13 protein-coding genes and 4 pseudogenes are annotated in these 16142 nt (G+C 57.7%); 12 read left to right on the top strand and 5 right to left on the bottom strand.

Annotation, left to right across the window (positions count from 1 at the left end; translation table 11 throughout):
* The first annotated feature begins 267 nt into the window (after positions 1-267).
* Positions 268-1206, top strand: coding sequence for a LysR substrate-binding domain-containing protein (locus tag NKJ67_RS34385; RefSeq protein ID WP_352585788.1), 939 nt, complete (start codon positions 268-270; stop codon positions 1204-1206).
* 146 nt (positions 1207-1352) lie between these two features.
* Here the strand turns inward: NKJ67_RS34385 and NKJ67_RS34380 are convergent.
* A pseudogene (locus NKJ67_RS34380) lies at positions 1353-1903 on the bottom strand (IS3 family transposase); the annotation flags it as partial.
* A 636-nt stretch (positions 1904-2539) separates the two neighbouring features.
* Here NKJ67_RS34380 and NKJ67_RS34375 point away from each other — a divergent pair.
* The 9 genes and pseudogenes from NKJ67_RS34375 (at position 2540) to tnpB (ending at position 8833) form a co-directional block, all read left to right on the top strand.
* The gene (locus NKJ67_RS34375) at positions 2540-2857 is read left to right on the top strand and encodes a MocE family 2Fe-2S type ferredoxin (RefSeq protein ID WP_352585792.1); all 318 of its coding nucleotides are present in this window, start codon (positions 2540-2542) and stop codon (positions 2855-2857) included.
* Positions 2858-2886: 29 nt separating this feature from the next.
* Positions 2887-3924 (top strand): sterol desaturase family protein, encoded by a 1038-nt coding sequence (locus NKJ67_RS34370; protein ID WP_352585786.1) that lies wholly within the window; start codon positions 2887-2889, stop codon positions 3922-3924.
* Between the two features lie 136 nt (positions 3925-4060).
* Positions 4061-5135: pseudogene (locus NKJ67_RS34365) on the top strand (S-(hydroxymethyl)glutathione dehydrogenase/class III alcohol dehydrogenase).
* Between the two features lie 23 nt (positions 5136-5158).
* Positions 5159-5997: pseudogene (locus NKJ67_RS34360) on the top strand (sugar phosphate isomerase/epimerase family protein).
* 23 nt (positions 5998-6020) lie between these two features.
* Positions 6021-6626: an NAD(P)/FAD-dependent oxidoreductase gene (locus tag NKJ67_RS34355; RefSeq protein ID WP_352585784.1), complete on the top strand. Its 606-nt coding sequence runs from the start codon at positions 6021-6023 to the stop codon at positions 6624-6626.
* Positions 6595-6849 (top strand): FAD-dependent oxidoreductase, encoded by a 255-nt coding sequence (locus NKJ67_RS34350; protein WP_352585790.1) that lies wholly within the window; start codon positions 6595-6597, stop codon positions 6847-6849. Before NKJ67_RS34355 ends, NKJ67_RS34350 begins: the two co-directional genes overlap by 32 nt.
* On the top strand, positions 6782-7249 hold the full coding sequence (locus tag NKJ67_RS35260) for a hypothetical protein (RefSeq protein WP_502905261.1): 468 nt from the start codon (positions 6782-6784) through the stop codon (positions 7247-7249). The genes NKJ67_RS34350 and NKJ67_RS35260 overlap by 68 nt, the downstream gene beginning before the upstream one ends.
* A 137-nt stretch (positions 7250-7386) precedes the next feature.
* Positions 7387-8323: pseudogene (locus tag NKJ67_RS34340) on the top strand (IS21 family transposase); the annotation flags it as partial.
* A gap of 162 nt (positions 8324-8485) precedes the next feature.
* The gene (tnpB, locus tag NKJ67_RS34335) at positions 8486-8833 is read left to right on the top strand and encodes an IS66 family insertion sequence element accessory protein TnpB (RefSeq protein ID WP_352585780.1); all 348 of its coding nucleotides are present in this window, start codon (positions 8486-8488) and stop codon (positions 8831-8833) included.
* A 212-nt stretch (positions 8834-9045) separates the two neighbouring features.
* Here the strand turns inward: tnpB and NKJ67_RS34330 are convergent, their stop codons facing one another.
* The 4 genes from NKJ67_RS34330 to NKJ67_RS34315 form a co-directional block, all read right to left on the bottom strand.
* A complete protein-coding gene (locus NKJ67_RS34330; protein ID WP_352585779.1) occupies positions 9046-10047 on the bottom strand; it encodes an alpha-ketoacid dehydrogenase subunit beta in 1002 nt (333 codons plus the stop codon).
* A 5-nt stretch (positions 10048-10052) separates the two neighbouring features.
* Positions 10053-11027, bottom strand: coding sequence for a thiamine pyrophosphate-dependent dehydrogenase E1 component subunit alpha (locus NKJ67_RS34325; RefSeq protein WP_352585777.1), 975 nt, complete (start codon positions 11025-11027; stop codon positions 10053-10055).
* Positions 11028-11735: 708 nt separating this feature from the next.
* Positions 11736-12464, bottom strand: coding sequence for an SDR family NAD(P)-dependent oxidoreductase (locus NKJ67_RS34320; RefSeq protein ID WP_352585775.1), 729 nt, complete (start codon positions 12462-12464; stop codon positions 11736-11738).
* Positions 12461-13000: a hypothetical protein gene (locus NKJ67_RS34315; RefSeq protein ID WP_352585773.1), complete on the bottom strand. Its 540-nt coding sequence runs from the start codon at positions 12998-13000 to the stop codon at positions 12461-12463. The genes NKJ67_RS34320 and NKJ67_RS34315 overlap by 4 nt, the downstream gene beginning before the upstream one ends.
* 724 nt (positions 13001-13724) lie before the next feature.
* Between NKJ67_RS34315 and NKJ67_RS34310 the strand changes: the two genes are divergently transcribed.
* Positions 13725-14435, top strand: a complete 711-nt coding sequence (locus tag NKJ67_RS34310; RefSeq protein WP_352585771.1) for a class I SAM-dependent DNA methyltransferase — start codon at positions 13725-13727, stop codon at positions 14433-14435.
* Positions 14436-14660: 225 nt separating this feature from the next.
* Entirely contained in the window at positions 14661-15656 is a 996-nt protein-coding gene (locus NKJ67_RS34305) for an isopenicillin N synthase family dioxygenase (RefSeq protein ID WP_352585769.1), read from the top strand.
* The last annotated feature ends 486 nt before the right edge of the window (positions 15657-16142 follow it).

The raw sequence follows: 16142 nt of genomic DNA, 5'->3' as shown, positions 1-16142 counted from the left end.
CGATTCATGAGTGGTCCCCCTCAGAGACCCGTGAATCACAATCCCGCCGTCAGAGGAACCCCTTTTATGGGTCCCGACCCTAGTTAGGCCTCAGCACTCAGTGCGATGGGCCATTACATCCAAGCGGTTTGTTGTGGAACCTTCGAGTCGTCGTTTGGCTTTCGTTCCCGCTAGGCTGATCGAGGAGTGCTTAAGAACGGTCGTTGTTTCTGTCCCAGAAATGCCTAAAACAGAAATGGCTGAACACCTCGACATCACAGGCACTGCATGCGCAACAAGGCGCTTTTCCGAAATCTACAAAGGCTACTTCCGGCCTTTGAATCTGCCGCGCGGCTTAAAAGCTTCACCCTTGCGGGTGAGGAGATCGGCTTGTCCCAAAGCGCTGTAAGCAAGCAGATTATTGAGTTAGAAAATCGATTGGGTCAGCGTCTCTTTATTCGGTTGCATAAACGGATAGCTTTAACCTCGGCAGGAGATCGCCTGCTCAAGACTTATTCAATCGCCATTTCACAGGTTCTTGATGTGGTTGAGGATCTGATGCACGAGCGGTCGAGAGAACAAATCGTCTTATCGACGACTACCGGTATTGGTGCGTTCATGCTGCTGCCCAGGCTTGCCGAGATGCGCCAATGCTTTTTTGGCCATCAAATTTTTCTGATGACATGGGACCCCCGGGGAATAGAGCCGGCAGGTCAGTTTGATCTAGCGCTGATATACGGAGATCCGGATGTTGGCGGAATTGCAACAAGACCCCTTTTTACTGACGTCGTCACGCCAGTCTGTACACCAGAATTTCTCGCCAAGAGCGGACCGCTGCGTGAGGTGCGTGATCTCTTGGACTGCGAGCTGCTTTACACGCAGGCGCAGATCCCTTCCTGGGTCAGCTGGCGGCAATGGCTACGTGAGTTTGATCTAGAGCTACCGAAGAACTATCAGCCCATAGGCTTCAATAGCGATTACAATACGATACAAGCTTGCCTCGCAGGCGAAGGCATCGCCTTGGGGTGGCTACGTGGACTCAGTAACATGATGGAGTTGGGAAGGCTTGTGACGCCGCTGTCACAGTATTTGCCAACGGAAGACCGGTATCAACTGGCTTGGCCGGCCGACAAGTCACCCGAGTTTTCAATTGAGCCCTTTTACGAGTGGCTGGTCCGGCGATATGGCGGGATTGTTCCCTTTTATCCACCCACCAACCTCGCATAGGGCACACTCTCTGGCCAACGTTGGTCAAGCTGCTATCGCTTTAGGAATGGCAGCCCCGCCCCCGTCTGGATAGCCCGCAGCCACTTAAAGAGGATCTGCTTCGATCTGAGGCCCTTTGGCCTGCTGCGGGTTTTTCGGACACGAGGTTAAGCTAGCATAGCCTGTTCCTCGAACTCGATAGGGCTCAGGTATCCCATTGTCGAGTATCTCCGCCGAGGGTTGTAGAAGCGTTCGATGTAGTCGAATACGTCCGCCCTGGCGTCATCCCTCGTCCTGTAGACCTTCCGCGCGCTGCGCTCGGTCTTGAGCGACGAGAAGAAGCTTTCCATCGCGGCGTTGTCCAGACATTGCCCGACCGGCTCATCAAGCAGGTGATGCCGTGGCCGGCCATCAGGCGCTGGAACTGCTCGCCTTGCGATCCCTGGTCGGAATGATGCAGCAGGCTGTCGGGCCTCGGCGCCATATCGCCATGATGAGGGTGTCGGCCACGAGCTGCGCCGTCATCTCCGCCTTCATTGCCCAGCCGACAACACGGCGGGAGAAGAGGTCGACCACGGCGGCGACGTAGAGCCAGCCTTCTGCGGTCCAGATCTAGCTAGGTGAAGTCAGCGATCCACTTCTGGTTCGGTGCCGATGCCTCGAAGGCGCGGTCGAGGAGGTTGTCCGACACTGCCGCTCGCTCGCCGGTATCCTTCTCGCGGGCAGCCTGCGCCACCGAAACGCCCCGATCCCTCACCAGCCTCACCGCTTAAAGCTTGAACTCGCGGCTGAACTTCCGTCTGTGCATTCCCACTCTCCAACTCCGTTAAACACCTTATCTCGGTGTCCACGAAACCGGCAGCAGGCCACTCCATCCGACCTTGCATTCCGAGTAGGAATGCATCGGAATGATTTATTTCATTTGATCCCCTTAGGCGTATGCACCATCGTTGAGGCGCTTCACCGTGGCAAATGCCGCCCGGGCCGACCCAACGAGATCAACGACGAATGCGCATTATCTACACCTTTGGTCCTCGCCTGGCTCGCCGTAACTGGACCGTCGCCGGCATGCGCGGACGCCCCTTCGGCCTCCGGCAATTGCCCATCAGTTACGTGCCCTGTCGCACGAACCGTGCGGGATCCTATAGTCTTGGGCGAGTCCAGCAGTATAAGCAGACAAGAATTGGAGTATCATGACGGTAAAAATCGAGGTATCATCAATAACGGCCCGAAGCCGCTTCGCGCGACTTAGCTTCATATTACGTGTCGTCAATAACGCCTGTATATTCGTGAACATGTTTCTTATGGCACTGCTTAGCCGATCAAATTTGCTTGGAGATTTCCGAACGTGTTAATGCTGGAAAATTGGACCGACGTCTGCAGCGTGGACGAGATTGAGCAAGAAGGTGTCATCCGAGTCGATCACGCCGGTAAAACTTATGCGGTCTACCGGTCTGCTGACGATCGGTATTACGCAACGGACGGACTTTGCACCCATGAACGGGTGCATCTCGCCGATGGTTTGGTCATGGGAGATGAAATCGAGTGCCCCAAACATATGGGCCGTTTCAGCTATGTGACGGGCCAGATAAAGGGCCCGCCGGTCTGCGTTAATCTCACAACTCATCCGGTCAAAGTAGAAGGTGGGCGCGTCTACATCGGTGTCTGCTAGGGCTAGACAAAAATGAAGGTGGACTAACAATGGCAACGAACGATATCGTGGCAACTCGAAACAAGGGGAGAAATGCAGACAAGGAGCGCCGGACCGAATGGCAGCCGGATCGTTTACTGCGATCTCCACCAAAACTGTGGCCGATCCGCCCGGTTGGAATCGTGAAGTGGTTGTACCACTATCTCATACCGTGGAATCTGGTCTACCTAGCGGTTTCCGTCGTTGTTATGGTCTACCTGACGCCAAGCATGGAAACGATGAAGACGTTCCGCTGGGACTGGATCGCTTTCATATTCGCGCGCAATTGCACGGTTCTAATCGTATTTGTCAGCTGCCTGCATGTTCCTCTTTATGTCAGAAAGAGCCAGGGCTTCGATCGCAAGTATAATGGCCGCTGGCTTGCCCGAAATAGTCCGAACTTCCTGTTCAAAAATCAGCTTTTGGATAATTTATTCTGGACCTTCACCAGTGCGGTGCCGATCTGGACTGCCTATGAGGTCCTCACGTGGTGGATGTTCGCAAACGGATATATCCCCTACGTGTCGTTTAGCGAACATCCAGTCTACTTCTTGGCAGTTTTGTTTGTGACGCAATTGTTCCTGAGTGTTCACTTTTACCTCATTCACCGGCCGATCCACTGGCCATTCCTGTACCGGTGGGTGCATTCAGTTCATCACGCGAATGTCAACGTCGGCCCGTGGTCGGGTCTGTCAATGCACCCAGTTGAACTCATCCTCTATTTTTCTGGTGTCGTGATCCACTGGATCGTTCCCTCGCATCCGATCCATGCCATGTTGAATTTGATGATTAACAGCCTCTCGACAGCTAAATCCCACTCCGGCTTTGAGAAGTTAATTATCAAGGACGGCATCGAGATTCCGATGGAAGATTACTACCACTATCTTCATCACCGCTATTTCGAGTGCAACTATGGTGCGGGTGGTATCATGAACGTCGACGCTTGGTTCGGAACGTTTAACGACGGCAGCCCCGAGGCCATGGAGAAGATGAACCACCGCGTCATAAGCCGTCAGCAGAAGGCGCAGAGCGAAGGCCAGTCTTCCTGACCACAAACAGCGACCGAAGCGAATCCGTCGCTGTCGTCCAGCAGGGCTGTGAATCGGCCCGCCTTCGATCACCTGTTTCCTAAACGTGAGGTCACGATGGACGTTCGTGCCGCAGTCGCCGTCGCCGCTGGAGATCATGGAGGTCGACCTCGAGGGCCCTCGCGATGGCGAGGTGCTGGTCGAGATCAAGGCAACCGGCATCTGCCACACCGACGAGTTCACGCTGTCGGGCGCCGACCCGGAAGGCCTGTTTCCGGCGATCCTCGGCCATGAGGGCGCCGGCATCGTCGTCGACGTCGGCAAGGGCGTCACCTCGGTCAGGAAGGGCGACCATGGCATCCCGCTCTACACGCCGGAATACCGGTAGTGCCCGTCCTGCCTGTGCGCAAGACCAATCTGTGCACCGCCATCCGCGCCACCCAGGGACAGGGCCTGATGCCCGACGGCACCTCGCGCTTCTCCATCGGCAAGGACAAGCTGTTCCACTATGTGGGCTGCTCGACTTTTCCAATTTCGCCGTGCTGCCCGAGATCGCGGTGGCCAAGGTCAATGCCGACGCCCCGTTCGACAAGATCTGCTACATCGGCTGCGGCGTCACCACCGGCATCGGCGCTGTGATCAACACGGCCAAGGTCGAGCAAGGCGCGACGGCGGTCGTGTTCGGCCTCGGCGGCATCGGCCTCAACGTCATCCAGGGCCTGCGCCTTGCCGGCGCCGACATGATCATCGGCGTCGACCTGAACAACGAGAGACGAGCCTGGGGCGAGAAATCCGGCATGACACATTTCGTCAATCCGAAGGAGATCGACGGCGATGTCGTGGCCCATCTCGTCAACATGACCAAGCGCGGCGCCGACCAGATCGGCGGCGCCGACTACACGTTCGACTGCACCGGCAACACCAAAGTCATGCGGCAGGCGCTAGAAGCGTCGCATCGCGGCTGGGGCAAGTCGGTCATCATCGGCGTTGCCGGCGCCGGCCAGGAGATCTCGACGCGGCCGTTCCAGCTGGTCACCGGCCGCACCTGGATGGGCACCGCCTTCGGCGGCGCGCGCGGCCGCACCGACGTGCCGAAGATCGTCGACTGGTACATGGCCGGCAAGATCGAGATCGATCCGATGATCACCCACACGCTGAAGCTCGAGGATATCAACAAGGGCTTTGACCTGATGCATGAAGGCAAGTCGATCAGGCACGTCGTTGTCTACTGACGATCTATTGCCAAGGAGGGAGCATGGCACAGAAATTGGCGGTACTTCAGTCACTATGGGCGATGGAGCGCCGGCATACCCAAGAATCGGAGCGCTCGCTGGAGGCGAACGTCGCCATGACAGCGAGCGCCGGGTATGCAGGCATAAGCACGTCATGTGTCAACGCTGCCGCTGTCAGACGGATCATCGATTGCGTGCGGGGGCAAGGGATGGTCATAGAAGGGATGTGCTTTCCCGCTACCGTCGATGACCTAAAGCCATGCCTAGAACTAGCGACAGAAATGGGCGTTCATCATCTAGACTTGCAGCCGGACGTCCGGCCGAGGACGATCAAGGAGGGCCTCCGCCTCATTGAAGGCTGGAGACGGCTTGCAGAGCATGTCGCTTTTCCCGTTCTGATCGAAACTCATCGCGACAGAATGACGACCGATCTTTACTTCGTGCTCGAGCTGCTGGATCAAATGCCCGACTTGCCTCTGTTAGCTGATCTCTCGCACTTTCTGGTAGCGCGGGAATTTGCCTGGCCAGTTTCCGCAGAACACCATCAAATGATCCATCGGGTCCTCGACAACAGTTGGGCCTTGCACGGCAGGGTCGCTTCCCGAGAGCAGGTGCAGATCGAGATATCTTTCCCGCATCACCGAATGTGGTGGATCTCTTCCTTGACTGGTGGCGGTACGGCATCCTGAGCTGGCGCAAACGCGCCGAGCCTGATGCAACGCTGTGCTTCACCTGCGAACTAGGCCCTAAACCCTACGCAATTACCGGGCGAGACGGAAACGACACGACGGACCGCTGGGAAGAGGCGCTCACGCTCAAGGCGGCTATTGTGGATCTGTGGGACCGCGGTCGACGAGCCTGAGCCCGTAGCAATTGGAGCCTAGCTTGGCAGACAGCGGGATGGTGATAGTTGGGGCCGGTCAGAGCGGCGTTGCCGCAGCGTTTGAGCTGCGTAATGCCGGCTGGCAAGGCTTTATCACACTGATTGGCGATGAAGTTCATTTACCCTATGAACGGCCCCCGCTGTCGAAGGAACTGCTGGCCGACAACTTTCAGCCAGTGTTCTTGTTCACCGAGCCTGACTTTGTCAGAGCCAACATCACTCTTGTGCGCAACCATGTTGCCAGGATTTTGCCAGATAAGCATCTTATCACCCTGAAAACAGGGGGCTCCGTCGGATACTCAAAGCTTTTGCTGGCCCTCGGTGCCGAGCCACGCACGCTGCCAGTTCCCCTTGCAGACAAGGCCAGGGTTTTCACGCTCCGCAAGTTTGACGACGCCCTTCGACTCAGAGAAGCTCTTGCTGGAGCTCGGAAGATAATCGTCCTCGGTGGCGGCTTTATCGGCTTGGAAATTGCAGCGACTGCAGCCAGCAATGGTAAAGATGTTATCATTTTGGAAGCAGGCGCCAGGATTCTCACGCGTGGGGTTCCAGAACAGGTCGCAGCGCTGATCGCCGATCACCACATCAAGGGAGGAGTTCAAATTTAACTGTGGCGTCAGAATTACTCAAATCCAGCACAACGACGGCCAAACTGTTGTCCAAACCGAACGCGACGGCGCGTTTGGCGCAGATCTCGTGATCGCTGGCATTGGGGCAATTCCAAACATCGCTCTACCGGAGGCTGCAGGCCTAAGAGTCGACAATGGCATTCTCGTCAATGAAAGGCTGGAGACGAAAACGCTGGTTTTCAAACAAAGAATGGGGAAATGAACAGCAATCGCCTGCAGCAAAGATATCCCCCTTTGACGCCTTGAAGCTTGGAATAATGCTCGGCTCCAAGGCGAGGTTGCGGCAAAGAATATGGTCGGAGCGACAATCACATACAGTGCCGTACCGTGGTTCTGGTCGGATCAATTCGAATGCACTTTGCAGATCGCTGGTGCGGGTATGGGGGACTCGCGCTGGTCGCGGATTTGTTACGCTGCTGCGGGAAGTGCCCCGCCATGGCGACTGGACAGCCGAGAGTGAAGCAGCATTCGACGCTTATGTCGATGCTTTGATCGGAGTGATCGGCCACGCCGACCTCGTTGAGCCGCTGAAGGATTATTGCCTGGGACTTCTGATGCCGATGGGGTGCGTTTCAGAAATTCGCGGACACCCTTTCCGCTAATTCGCGGACAGCGATTTCAGTAATTGCGGGACAGTGATTCCGCCAATTCCCGGACAGTTTTCGGGGCGGATATAACGGTCGGTTCTCGGGAGCGCCGTTCTGGCATTTTGCCCTCTCTCATCGGGTTGAGAGGGGCCATGCCAAGACGGAAGCAAGCGAGACGAACGACAGTGAAAGACCTACGATCAATCTTGCGCCTGACGCATGAGCAGGGCCTCTCGGTGCGTGCGCTGTCGGAACGGCTGAAGATCAGCAAGACTTCCGTTTCGACCTATCTGGTTGCGGGCGCGGAGGCCGACATCTCGGACTGGCCGCTGCCGCCGGGCTGTGACAATGACGCATCGCTTGAGCGGCTTCTGTTTCGCCGGTTGGCCGTCCGCCGCAGGATCTGGACGAGCCCGATTGGGCGATGGTCTCGCGCGAGCTGAAGCGCAAGGGCGTGACGCTGACGTTGTTGTGGCAGGAATACCGGAATACCACGCGGCGCATTCCGATGGTTATGGCTACACCTGGTTTTGCGACCGGTTCGGCGCTTTCCAGCGCCGGGCGAGCACAACGTTCCGCAACCGCCACGAGACGGGCGCCGTGATGCAGACCGACTACGCGGGCCACACCGTGCCCGTCGTCGATCCCGATACTGCGTCATCTGCCAGGCTCAGATCTTCGTTGGGGTGCTGGGCGCGTCGTCCTTCACCTTCGCCCATGCCAGCTTCAGCCAGAAGCTGCCGGACTGGATCGAGGGCCAGTGCCGGGCACTCACCTTCTTCGGCGGAGTAACGAAGGCGATCGTCTGCGACAATCTGAAGGCCGGCGTCGCCAAGGCGCTGTGGTTCGAGCCGACGCTCAACCAGACCTTCGCTGCCATGGCGGCGCGTGGATGTGCGGCTCACCCACCGGGTGGTCGAGCTCTTCCATGATCACAAGCGCGTCGCCAGCCATGTCCGCCGCTCGCAGCGCTGCGGCCATGTCACCGTCAACGAGCACATCCCCAAGGCGCACCAGCGCCATGCCAACACGACGCCGGCGAACCTGATCCGGCAGGCAGCCGGGATCGGCGCCAACACCGCCATCCTGGCTGCCGGCATCCGTTGGCGATGATCCGGCGCTTCAGTTCACCCGGTTTGAACCGCTTTACATCGCGCCCGTGGAAATTGTCGTGGGAGACTTGATTGTGCGTGTGGGCAGCAGCGTAGACGCGGATCATCTTGCACGGGTGATCCGAGCGGTACGGGCGGCATGATCCCTTCGGGCGTGACGGTTTATGTTGCAAGCGCGCCGGTCGACTTCCGCAACGGACCGGTCTCGTTGATGGCGCTTGTTCGCGATGGCGGTGTGGACCCTTTCGATGGTTCCCTTTATGTCTTCCGTTCGAAAAGAGCTGACCGGGTGAAGATCGTCTGGTGGGATGGGTCAGAGGTTTGTCTCCATGCAAAAACGCTCGAGAAATCGCAGTTTTGCTGGCCGCGGATCGGGCCCGCGCGTGTCCGGCTGAATCATGCGCAACCAAGCTTAACCTTTTCTCGGGCCCAGTGGGTCGCTGCCGCAAGCTTCCATCACAACCAGCAGGCGCTTGGCATGCCATGAACTGCCGAAACCGAAACCGCGTCAGCTTTTTGCGGAATTTCAGATCCCCCGTCATTGCGGCGCCGTGAAGCTGGAATACGTTCTTTGCCAGGTCCACCCCGATCATTGTATCCTTCATTTGCCGTCCTCTCCTTTTTGTGGCGTTTGAAACTGCGCCAGACCACATCGCCATTGCATCTTTGCTTCCATTCTGTTCAGAGTCTTTGAGACTCTCAGAGCAGCTGCCGTACGGCAGCAATGATGTGATCCTTCGTCGGGAAGAAATCCTTCTCGAGGGCAGGACTGAATGGGACGTGAATGTCTGGAGCACACACGCGAAGGATCGGTCGCTTCAGCAGATCGAACGCATCTTCTGCCATCACCGCGGCGATTTCACTTCCAACGTTGCAGACACGGTGCGCATTCTCGACGATCACAAGCCGTCCGGTCTTGGCGACTGAGATCCTGATGGTTTCATGGTCTAGCGGCTTCAAAGTACGTGGATCGATCACATCGACCGAAATGCCTTCCTCGGCGAGCGCGTCGGCAGCTTCCATCGTAGGCCGGACGGCGCCGGCAATAGCTACAAGGGTTATGTCTTTTCCCTTGCGCTTTACATCCGCTTTGCCAATCGGGATTAAATAGTCTGGATCTGTGGGCACATCGCCCTTGAGCGGCCACAGGCGGGCGTCTTCGAAGACGAGTACAGGATCGCCATCGCGAATTGCCGATTTCATAAGCCCCTTGATATCGGCGGGGCTGGTCGGACAGATGATCTTGAGACCAGGCACATTCATAAAAAGCGGATACGGTCGATCGGCATGCTGCGCCGCCTTGGACCCCACCGAGTACATCCAACAACGAAACACGATCGGAATGTCGATCTGACCTCCAGTCATATACCGCAATTTCGAGGCCTGGTTGATGATCTGATCCGAGGCGAGATAGACGAAGCTGGCAACTGAGAGGTCCACGATCGGTCGCAAACCGTTGATCGCAGCCCCGATTGCGAGGCCGGTAAAACCGCCTTCTGAAATCGGCGTGTTCCAAACCCGGTTCTTGCCGAACCGCTCAATAAGTTTGCCGCCGCCATAGATCGAAATGTCCTCTCCCATCAGGACGACGCGCTCATCACGATCCATTTCCTCCAGCTGCGCCTGCACGAGCGCTTCAAGATAGGTCATCTCAATATGGGTGCCGGGCGCAGCGACAAATTTCTGGGCAGTACTTTGCATGTCGATTAATTCCCCTTCTGCCCAGCCACGAAGCTGTTATGGCCTGCTAGGGGCGAGTTGAACATGTAGTCGGGCAAGGTTTCGGGCCGAGGCAGGGGGCTGGCCAAAGCAAACTGTACAGCTTGCTTGACAGCTTCGGCGACTTCATCCTCGATTACTCTCAGACTCTTTTCGTTTATGCCTTCTTCTATGAGCACGGTGCGATACAGCAAAATTGGATCGCGGTCACGTTTGTGAGCCTCGACTTCTTCAAGCGATCGATAAGGCTCTCCCGGAATCACCAAGCCGAAATTGTGCTCATCGAATCGATAGGTGTTGGCTACTATGAGAGTCGGCCCCTCACCCGCGCGTGCTCGGGTGACGGCCTGTGCCGAAGCATCATAGACGGCGTCGACGTCTTGCCCGTCAACCGTTATCCCTGGCATGCCGTAGCCAGGGGCCCGCAGCGCTATGTCCGGCTGCCCGTGGCTTTGCGCCACCGAGGTGGTGATTGCATAGCCGTTGTTCTCGCAAAGATAGATGACCGGAAGCTTCCACAGCGACGCCATGTTGAGACTCTCATGGAAGGTGCCCTGGTTCACCGCTCCATCGCCAAAGAAGCAAAGCGTAACCTGATCGACGCCCCGAACCGTCGCGCTGAACGCACACCCTGTGGCAAGAGGGATGCCCCCTCCGACGATGCCCGATTCGCTGATGCTTCCGACCGAATTGTCTGCAAAGTGCATCGAACCGCCGCGCCCCTTGCAAATGCCGCCCTCCTTTCCCATCAGCTCGGCCATGAGCGCGCCTAGATGCGCACCCTTCCCGATCGGATGGCCGTGCGAACGATGCGTTCCGGTCATGGCGTCATCATCCCGGAGGGCCATACATGCCCCTACAATGGCGGCTTCCTGACCCACGCTCGCGTGGAAGAAACCAGGAATCTTGTCACCTTTGAACTGGCGCATACCCTCTTCTTCGAATCGACGGACGCAAAGCATCCTCCGATATGCCTCTAATCTCTGATCACCCTTTAACCGCATGAGTTAACGTTTCTCCATGGCGCTTGAATGACCATCGGCGATCCGCTTATCCTTTGATGACAGAGGTGGTGGTGATCGCGCGTCGAAATAGGCCATCGCCTCAGACCTTGCGCAATACAGCTATCCAGCACGAACCTCTGGAGTGGATGTTCCGATATTCAGCGGGAACATGGAAGGTGTTCTCAGGCGCCTGTATAGAGGTCCGTATTGTCAGCAATGGCCTTATTCCTGGTTTCTACCTGATTTCGCCGGGTCCCGAGGAGTCTGCAGCAAGCGCCGCGCCATTTCACTTGAGGCTGGCAACCGCAATGCTTTGGAGCGACGAGCCGTCGCCGGAAGAAGATCCGCAAACCTTCCTTCGTCCGAAGTTGGACAAGAACGTCGGAAGCCAAACAAAAGGATGGGGCCACCGGGCCGGTGCCACTCGGCATGTTTCGGTCGCCTGCAACACAGCCTCGCCACGAAGCGGCGGGATGTCAGGTACGCCCTGCGCGCCAACAGCAAGATTAACCCGGAGCGGACAAAACGAGCAGCCGACAGTCCCGCGAAGCGCGTATCCATCACCCGCCAATCGCAGGCGAGACTGCCTCAAAAGCCGAGTGCTCCCGCTCCTCCGGGAGAATGGCGTTCCACGCCGTCGGTCCGAGTTTGGCGGCCGACTTGCCTTCACGGAAGACTTAGCTTGGCAGTGCGGCCACCATCCACGACAAATATCTGGCCGGTGACGAATGCAGCCTCGTCGGAAGCAATCCATGCGACCATAGCCGCGACTTCCTCAACACGGCCGGTTCGACCTAATGGATGAATGGCACCCAGTCGCCCCCGCGCCTGCTCGGGCAAAGCGGCGACGAAATTGACGTTGAGATCCGTATCGATCCAGCCAGGAGCCACGCCATTGCAACGCACCCCGTCTGGCCCGCCATCGACCGCCACCGCACGTGTTAGGCCATGCAGCCCTGCCTTCGAGGCACAATAGGCCGCATGCCCTGGATTGGACGCCAATCCCTCTATCGAGCCGATATTGACGATGGAGCCGCGGCTTCTGCAAAGATGAGGCATTGCGCGACGGATCAGCAGAAATGGAGCATCAAGGTTCAGCGCCATTGTGCGTCGCCACTCGTCCAACCCCGTCTCATCTATCTTCGCTTCAACCATGCGCCCGGCGTTGTTGACGAGGACATCGAGCCGGCCGGCTCGTTGAACGACATCGTCAATGATCACGGCCGGAACGTCGGGGTCGCAAAGGTCTGCGACTATCGTTTCTATATGGCCGGCCTCCTCAAGCTGAACCGCAAAGACCCTGGCTCCTTCGTCGGCAAGCCTGTCGGCGATTGCCGCTCCAATGCCGCTACTGGCGCCGGTCACGAGGGCGACCTTCCCCGCGAAGCGCGTCACGCAACAGCCCTTCCGCCGTTCACCTCAACAAGCGCGTCGCACATGTGAGGCGCGGTATCGGACGCCAAGAACAGCACAACATCCGCGATGTCTTCCGGCCGCGCGACGGGACCGAGCGGCACCGGGCCGTCCAGGTCGGCCATCGCCGTATTCTGGCCCAGCCCGCGTATGGGGAAGCCAGTGCGCAGCATCGAGATGTCACTTTCTTTGCGGCAGGCCGAATTGACCCAGACACATTGCCGCGCGTGGTCGCTGCCCATCCACTGCCAAGGCAATGCGACCGTTGCATTGGGTGGTGAAGTCGACGTCGCCCTGAGCGCCCACAAGATGGATAGTTGCGTGAGGCGGTCGCCTGAACTGCGCCCGGCGCGCCACTCGATGTCCGACGTTTCAACCTGAATCGTGGTGCGAGCATCTGCCTGAAGCCTCTTTAAGAGTACCCACCGGCTGAGCGCATTGCACGATGCATTTTCCCAAAGCCGCGGGTCGCGCGCCCGAGTTTCGCTGTTTGCCGCGGAAGACATCCTCTCATCCATTAGGTTTCCTCTGGCCAAGTGCTTGGCGATAAGCGGGGCGCTTTTTGCGACCTGCGGCCGGCAGCTCCTGCTGCCTCGCTACAAGGAAAGGTTCAAGAGTCGTGCCAACAGAGCAGAAGGAGCGTCAGAAAGATGTTCCGCATATTATTCAAAGGCTTAGATAAGGATACATCAGCAGCCCAGCCGAACGCCACCATGTCACCGACTCGACAAAACCGACAGTTGGACTCGGCGCGCGGCGGTTTCCCGGAAATAGTGGGCAGGATTCCTCCGCGGGGAAAGCGGAATTCACGATCATTCAACCGCATTCCGCGTTATCCCCGGTCGCGTCCTGCCGAGTGGTGTAGCTCGGCGGTGAAGAAGCTCGCGAGCGCGCCCTGCACAGTGCCGTAGCTTCCATCCACAGACAGTTTCTCCGGATAGGCCTGCCGTATGCTGGGAGAAGGGGGCGCCTGCCGTTGTGGCTGTTCGGCGACTTCAACGTATAACGGTCTCAGGTCACGACATCCGAGATTCTGTCAGCTTTGTCCGGACGGCGACGCAGGCTTGTTTGGCCAATTTCTTGTTTTGCCTTCAGGCCAAATAGCTGAAAATAGCCACAGAAAATGTTTTCTTCGCCTCGTTCGGCCAATTGGCACGCGTTTTGAGCCCTGGTTGCGAGGCGGAAGCTGGTGCTGACCGGCGCCGTCGGATGAGCATCTGCCCCAAATAGGAAGGAACTGTCATGAACACCCGCGATCAGCAGATGGCACTGGAGCAAGCCGCACAAAGGCGCATCAAGGATTCCCATGCCCTCGACGGCGACGCCGGTCGCTTGGCCAACTTCTATCGCGGATGGGCCAGTTCCTACGAGTTGGATGTCGGCCGAGACGGGTACTGCGGGCCGATGATCGTGGCGGAACTTGCGGGCGCCGTTCAGACAGCCTATTTGGCCAGGCAGCGAACTGCCATCGCAATCCTGGACGCTGGCTGCGGAACGGGCCTCGTCGGCGTGGAACTGGAACGCCTCGGCTTCCGGTTGATCGATGGGATCGACCTCTCCGAGGAGATGGCCGAAAGGGCTCGGCAAACGGGCGTCTACCGCCGTGTCCAAGGCGATGTCGACCTTAATGGGCCGCTCTCCGACTACTCCAGCGCGAGGTATGACATCACGGTCTGCTGCGGCGTCTTCACGCTCGGGCATGTCCGACCGGAGGGGCTGCGCGAACTGGCTCGCGTCACGCGCCCGAACGGATTCATCGTCGCAAGCACCCGCAAGAGCTATGCGGAGGCCACATCCTTTGAAGACGAGGTGCGGCACCTGCAGGATGCGGGCGTCCTGGTGCCGGCACAGCGTCTAAACGACGGCAGATACGTCGCGGAGGAGGACGCGCACTACTGGATTTTCCAGGTGCCCGAGAACGCCAGTACGCCAACGGAAGAGCGGCGGCTATGATCACGCTACCACAAATCTCGCTGGCGAAGCTGGCAGCGGTGCAAGGCGACGCCAAGATCGCGAGGGGTTACGTATGCCCTGCCAAGGAGTTCGGGCTCTTCTACTTGGTTGAGCACGGCAGCCCAAGCTATCCAGGCTTCCTGACAGTTCTTCACGGGGCCAGTCAAACAAGAAAACTGCCCGAAATCGTTGTGCCGACTCCCATTGTCAAACAAAGGTGTACTCATGTCTAAGGATCTCGTGGTCAGACTGGACGACAAACTTCGCGCTAAGCGAGAAAGCTTTGACAAGATCCCCGTGGTTGACATAGCGCCGCTTCTCGATGGCAGCAACAAACAGATGGTGGCGAAGGAGATACGTTGGGCGTTGTCGAACACCGGGTTCATGTATGTGAAGAACCACGGCATTCCGCAGGATTTTGTGGATTCGGTATTCGATGTGAGCCGTCAGTTCTTTGATCTGCCGATGTCGCAGAAGATGACATTGCATATTAGCAAATCCGATGTGGCCCTGCGCGGATACATTGAGCCGTTCGGGGAGAACACCGATCCGGGCAAAACGAAAGACCTGAAGGAGTGCTTTGACTTCGGACCTGAACGTTCGACGCTGGAAGGTCCGTTCTTTGGCCCCAACCAGTGGCCCTCAAGTCTGCCCGAGTTTCGGGAACTGACATACGGATACCATCAAAAGATGGTGGACCTCGCGAAAAAACTCTTGCATGGCATTGCGCTCAGTCTGGACCTGTCGGAAACCTATTTCGAGAACCTCACGCGCAACCCCATCAGCATTCAGCGCCTGCTTCACTACCCGCCGCAGAGTGGCTGTGTTGGCGAAGAGATCATCGGTATTGGCGCCCACACGGATTACGGGAATCTGACCGTCCTGGCGCAGGACGACGTGGGTGGTCTTCAGGTCATGAACCGCCATGGCGATTGGATCGAGGGCATTCCAATCCACGGCACATTCGTAATCAACATTGGCGATCTGATTCAGCGGCTCACGAACGATCTATACCTGGCGAACATGCACCGCGTGGTGAATACCTCGGGACGCGAGCGATACTCGATCCCCTTCTTTATCGACGCTGATTTCAATGCGATCATCGAACCATTGCCCTCCTGTGTTACGGACAGCAACCCGCTTCGCTACAAGCCGGTGACTTGCGGTGAGCACAAATTCGGGCGTTTCGCAGCAAGTTACGCTCACTTGGCCAATGCGTGATGAGAGAGCGGACAGGCAACTCATTTGCCGCTACCTGCCGCTTACTTCCTACAACCATTTTAGCGAACCAGTCAGGCGGGCTTTCGAGTCGCCCGCGAAGCACCTGTGGCGCGGCGCTGAACCCGGTACGCTGATCGAGGCGCATGTACCTGCTGTCAACCGTCTGCAATGGCGACGGGATGCCCTTGCCAATCGTGGCGCGCGGCAAGACCGATACCTATAGGTTTTATGTCCGAACTTCTCGCCCAACGGCGAACCATTTGGCGGATCTCCCGCGTGACTACCTCAGCAGGGAAACGGTAGCGGATATAACGCGAGTGATGGGGCTTCTTCATACCTCCTCATACGGATGCAGGATCCCGCCTTGTCACTGTGAAAATCCCGTATGTCTATCCACAAACCTAGGGTCGGGACCCATAAAAGGGGTTCCTCTGACGGCGGGATTGTGATTCACGGGTCTCTGAGGGGGACCACTCATGAATCGCG

It is taken from the genome of Mesorhizobium sp. M0088 (assembly GCF_040322895.1).
GTDB lineage: Bacteria > Pseudomonadota > Alphaproteobacteria > Rhizobiales > Rhizobiaceae > Mesorhizobium.
Note: the sequence above shows the minus strand (reverse complement) of the source record. Positions and strands in the feature narration are given on the sequence as shown.

What these genes read in the sequence shown, in the direction of transcription:
- NKJ67_RS34385 (WP_352585788.1), top strand. Translation starts at nt 268, where the DNA reads ATGCGCAACAAGGCGCTTTTCCGAAATCTACAAAGGCTACTTCCGGCC.
- NKJ67_RS34375 (WP_352585792.1), top strand. Translation starts at nt 2,540, where the DNA reads ATGCTGGAAAATTGGACCGACGTCTGCAGCGTGGACGAGATTGAGCAA.
- NKJ67_RS34370 (WP_352585786.1), top strand. Translation starts at nt 2,887, where the DNA reads ATGGCAACGAACGATATCGTGGCAACTCGAAACAAGGGGAGAAATGCA.
- NKJ67_RS35260 (WP_502905261.1), top strand. Translation starts at nt 6,782, where the DNA reads ATGGCATTCTCGTCAATGAAAGGCTGGAGACGAAAACGCTGGTTTTCA.
- tnpB (WP_352585780.1), top strand. Translation starts at nt 8,486, where the DNA reads ATGATCCCTTCGGGCGTGACGGTTTATGTTGCAAGCGCGCCGGTCGAC.
- NKJ67_RS34330 (WP_352585779.1), bottom strand. Translation starts at nt 10,047, where the DNA reads ATGCAAAGTACTGCCCAGAAATTTGTCGCTGCGCCCGGCACCCATATT.
- NKJ67_RS34325 (WP_352585777.1), bottom strand. Translation starts at nt 11,027, where the DNA reads ATGCTTTGCGTCCGTCGATTCGAAGAAGAGGGTATGCGCCAGTTCAAA.
- NKJ67_RS34315 (WP_352585773.1), bottom strand. Translation starts at nt 13,000, where the DNA reads ATGGATGAGAGGATGTCTTCCGCGGCAAACAGCGAAACTCGGGCGCGC.
- NKJ67_RS34310 (WP_352585771.1), top strand. Translation starts at nt 13,725, where the DNA reads ATGAACACCCGCGATCAGCAGATGGCACTGGAGCAAGCCGCACAAAGG.
- NKJ67_RS34305 (WP_352585769.1), top strand. Translation starts at nt 14,661, where the DNA reads ATGTCTAAGGATCTCGTGGTCAGACTGGACGACAAACTTCGCGCTAAG.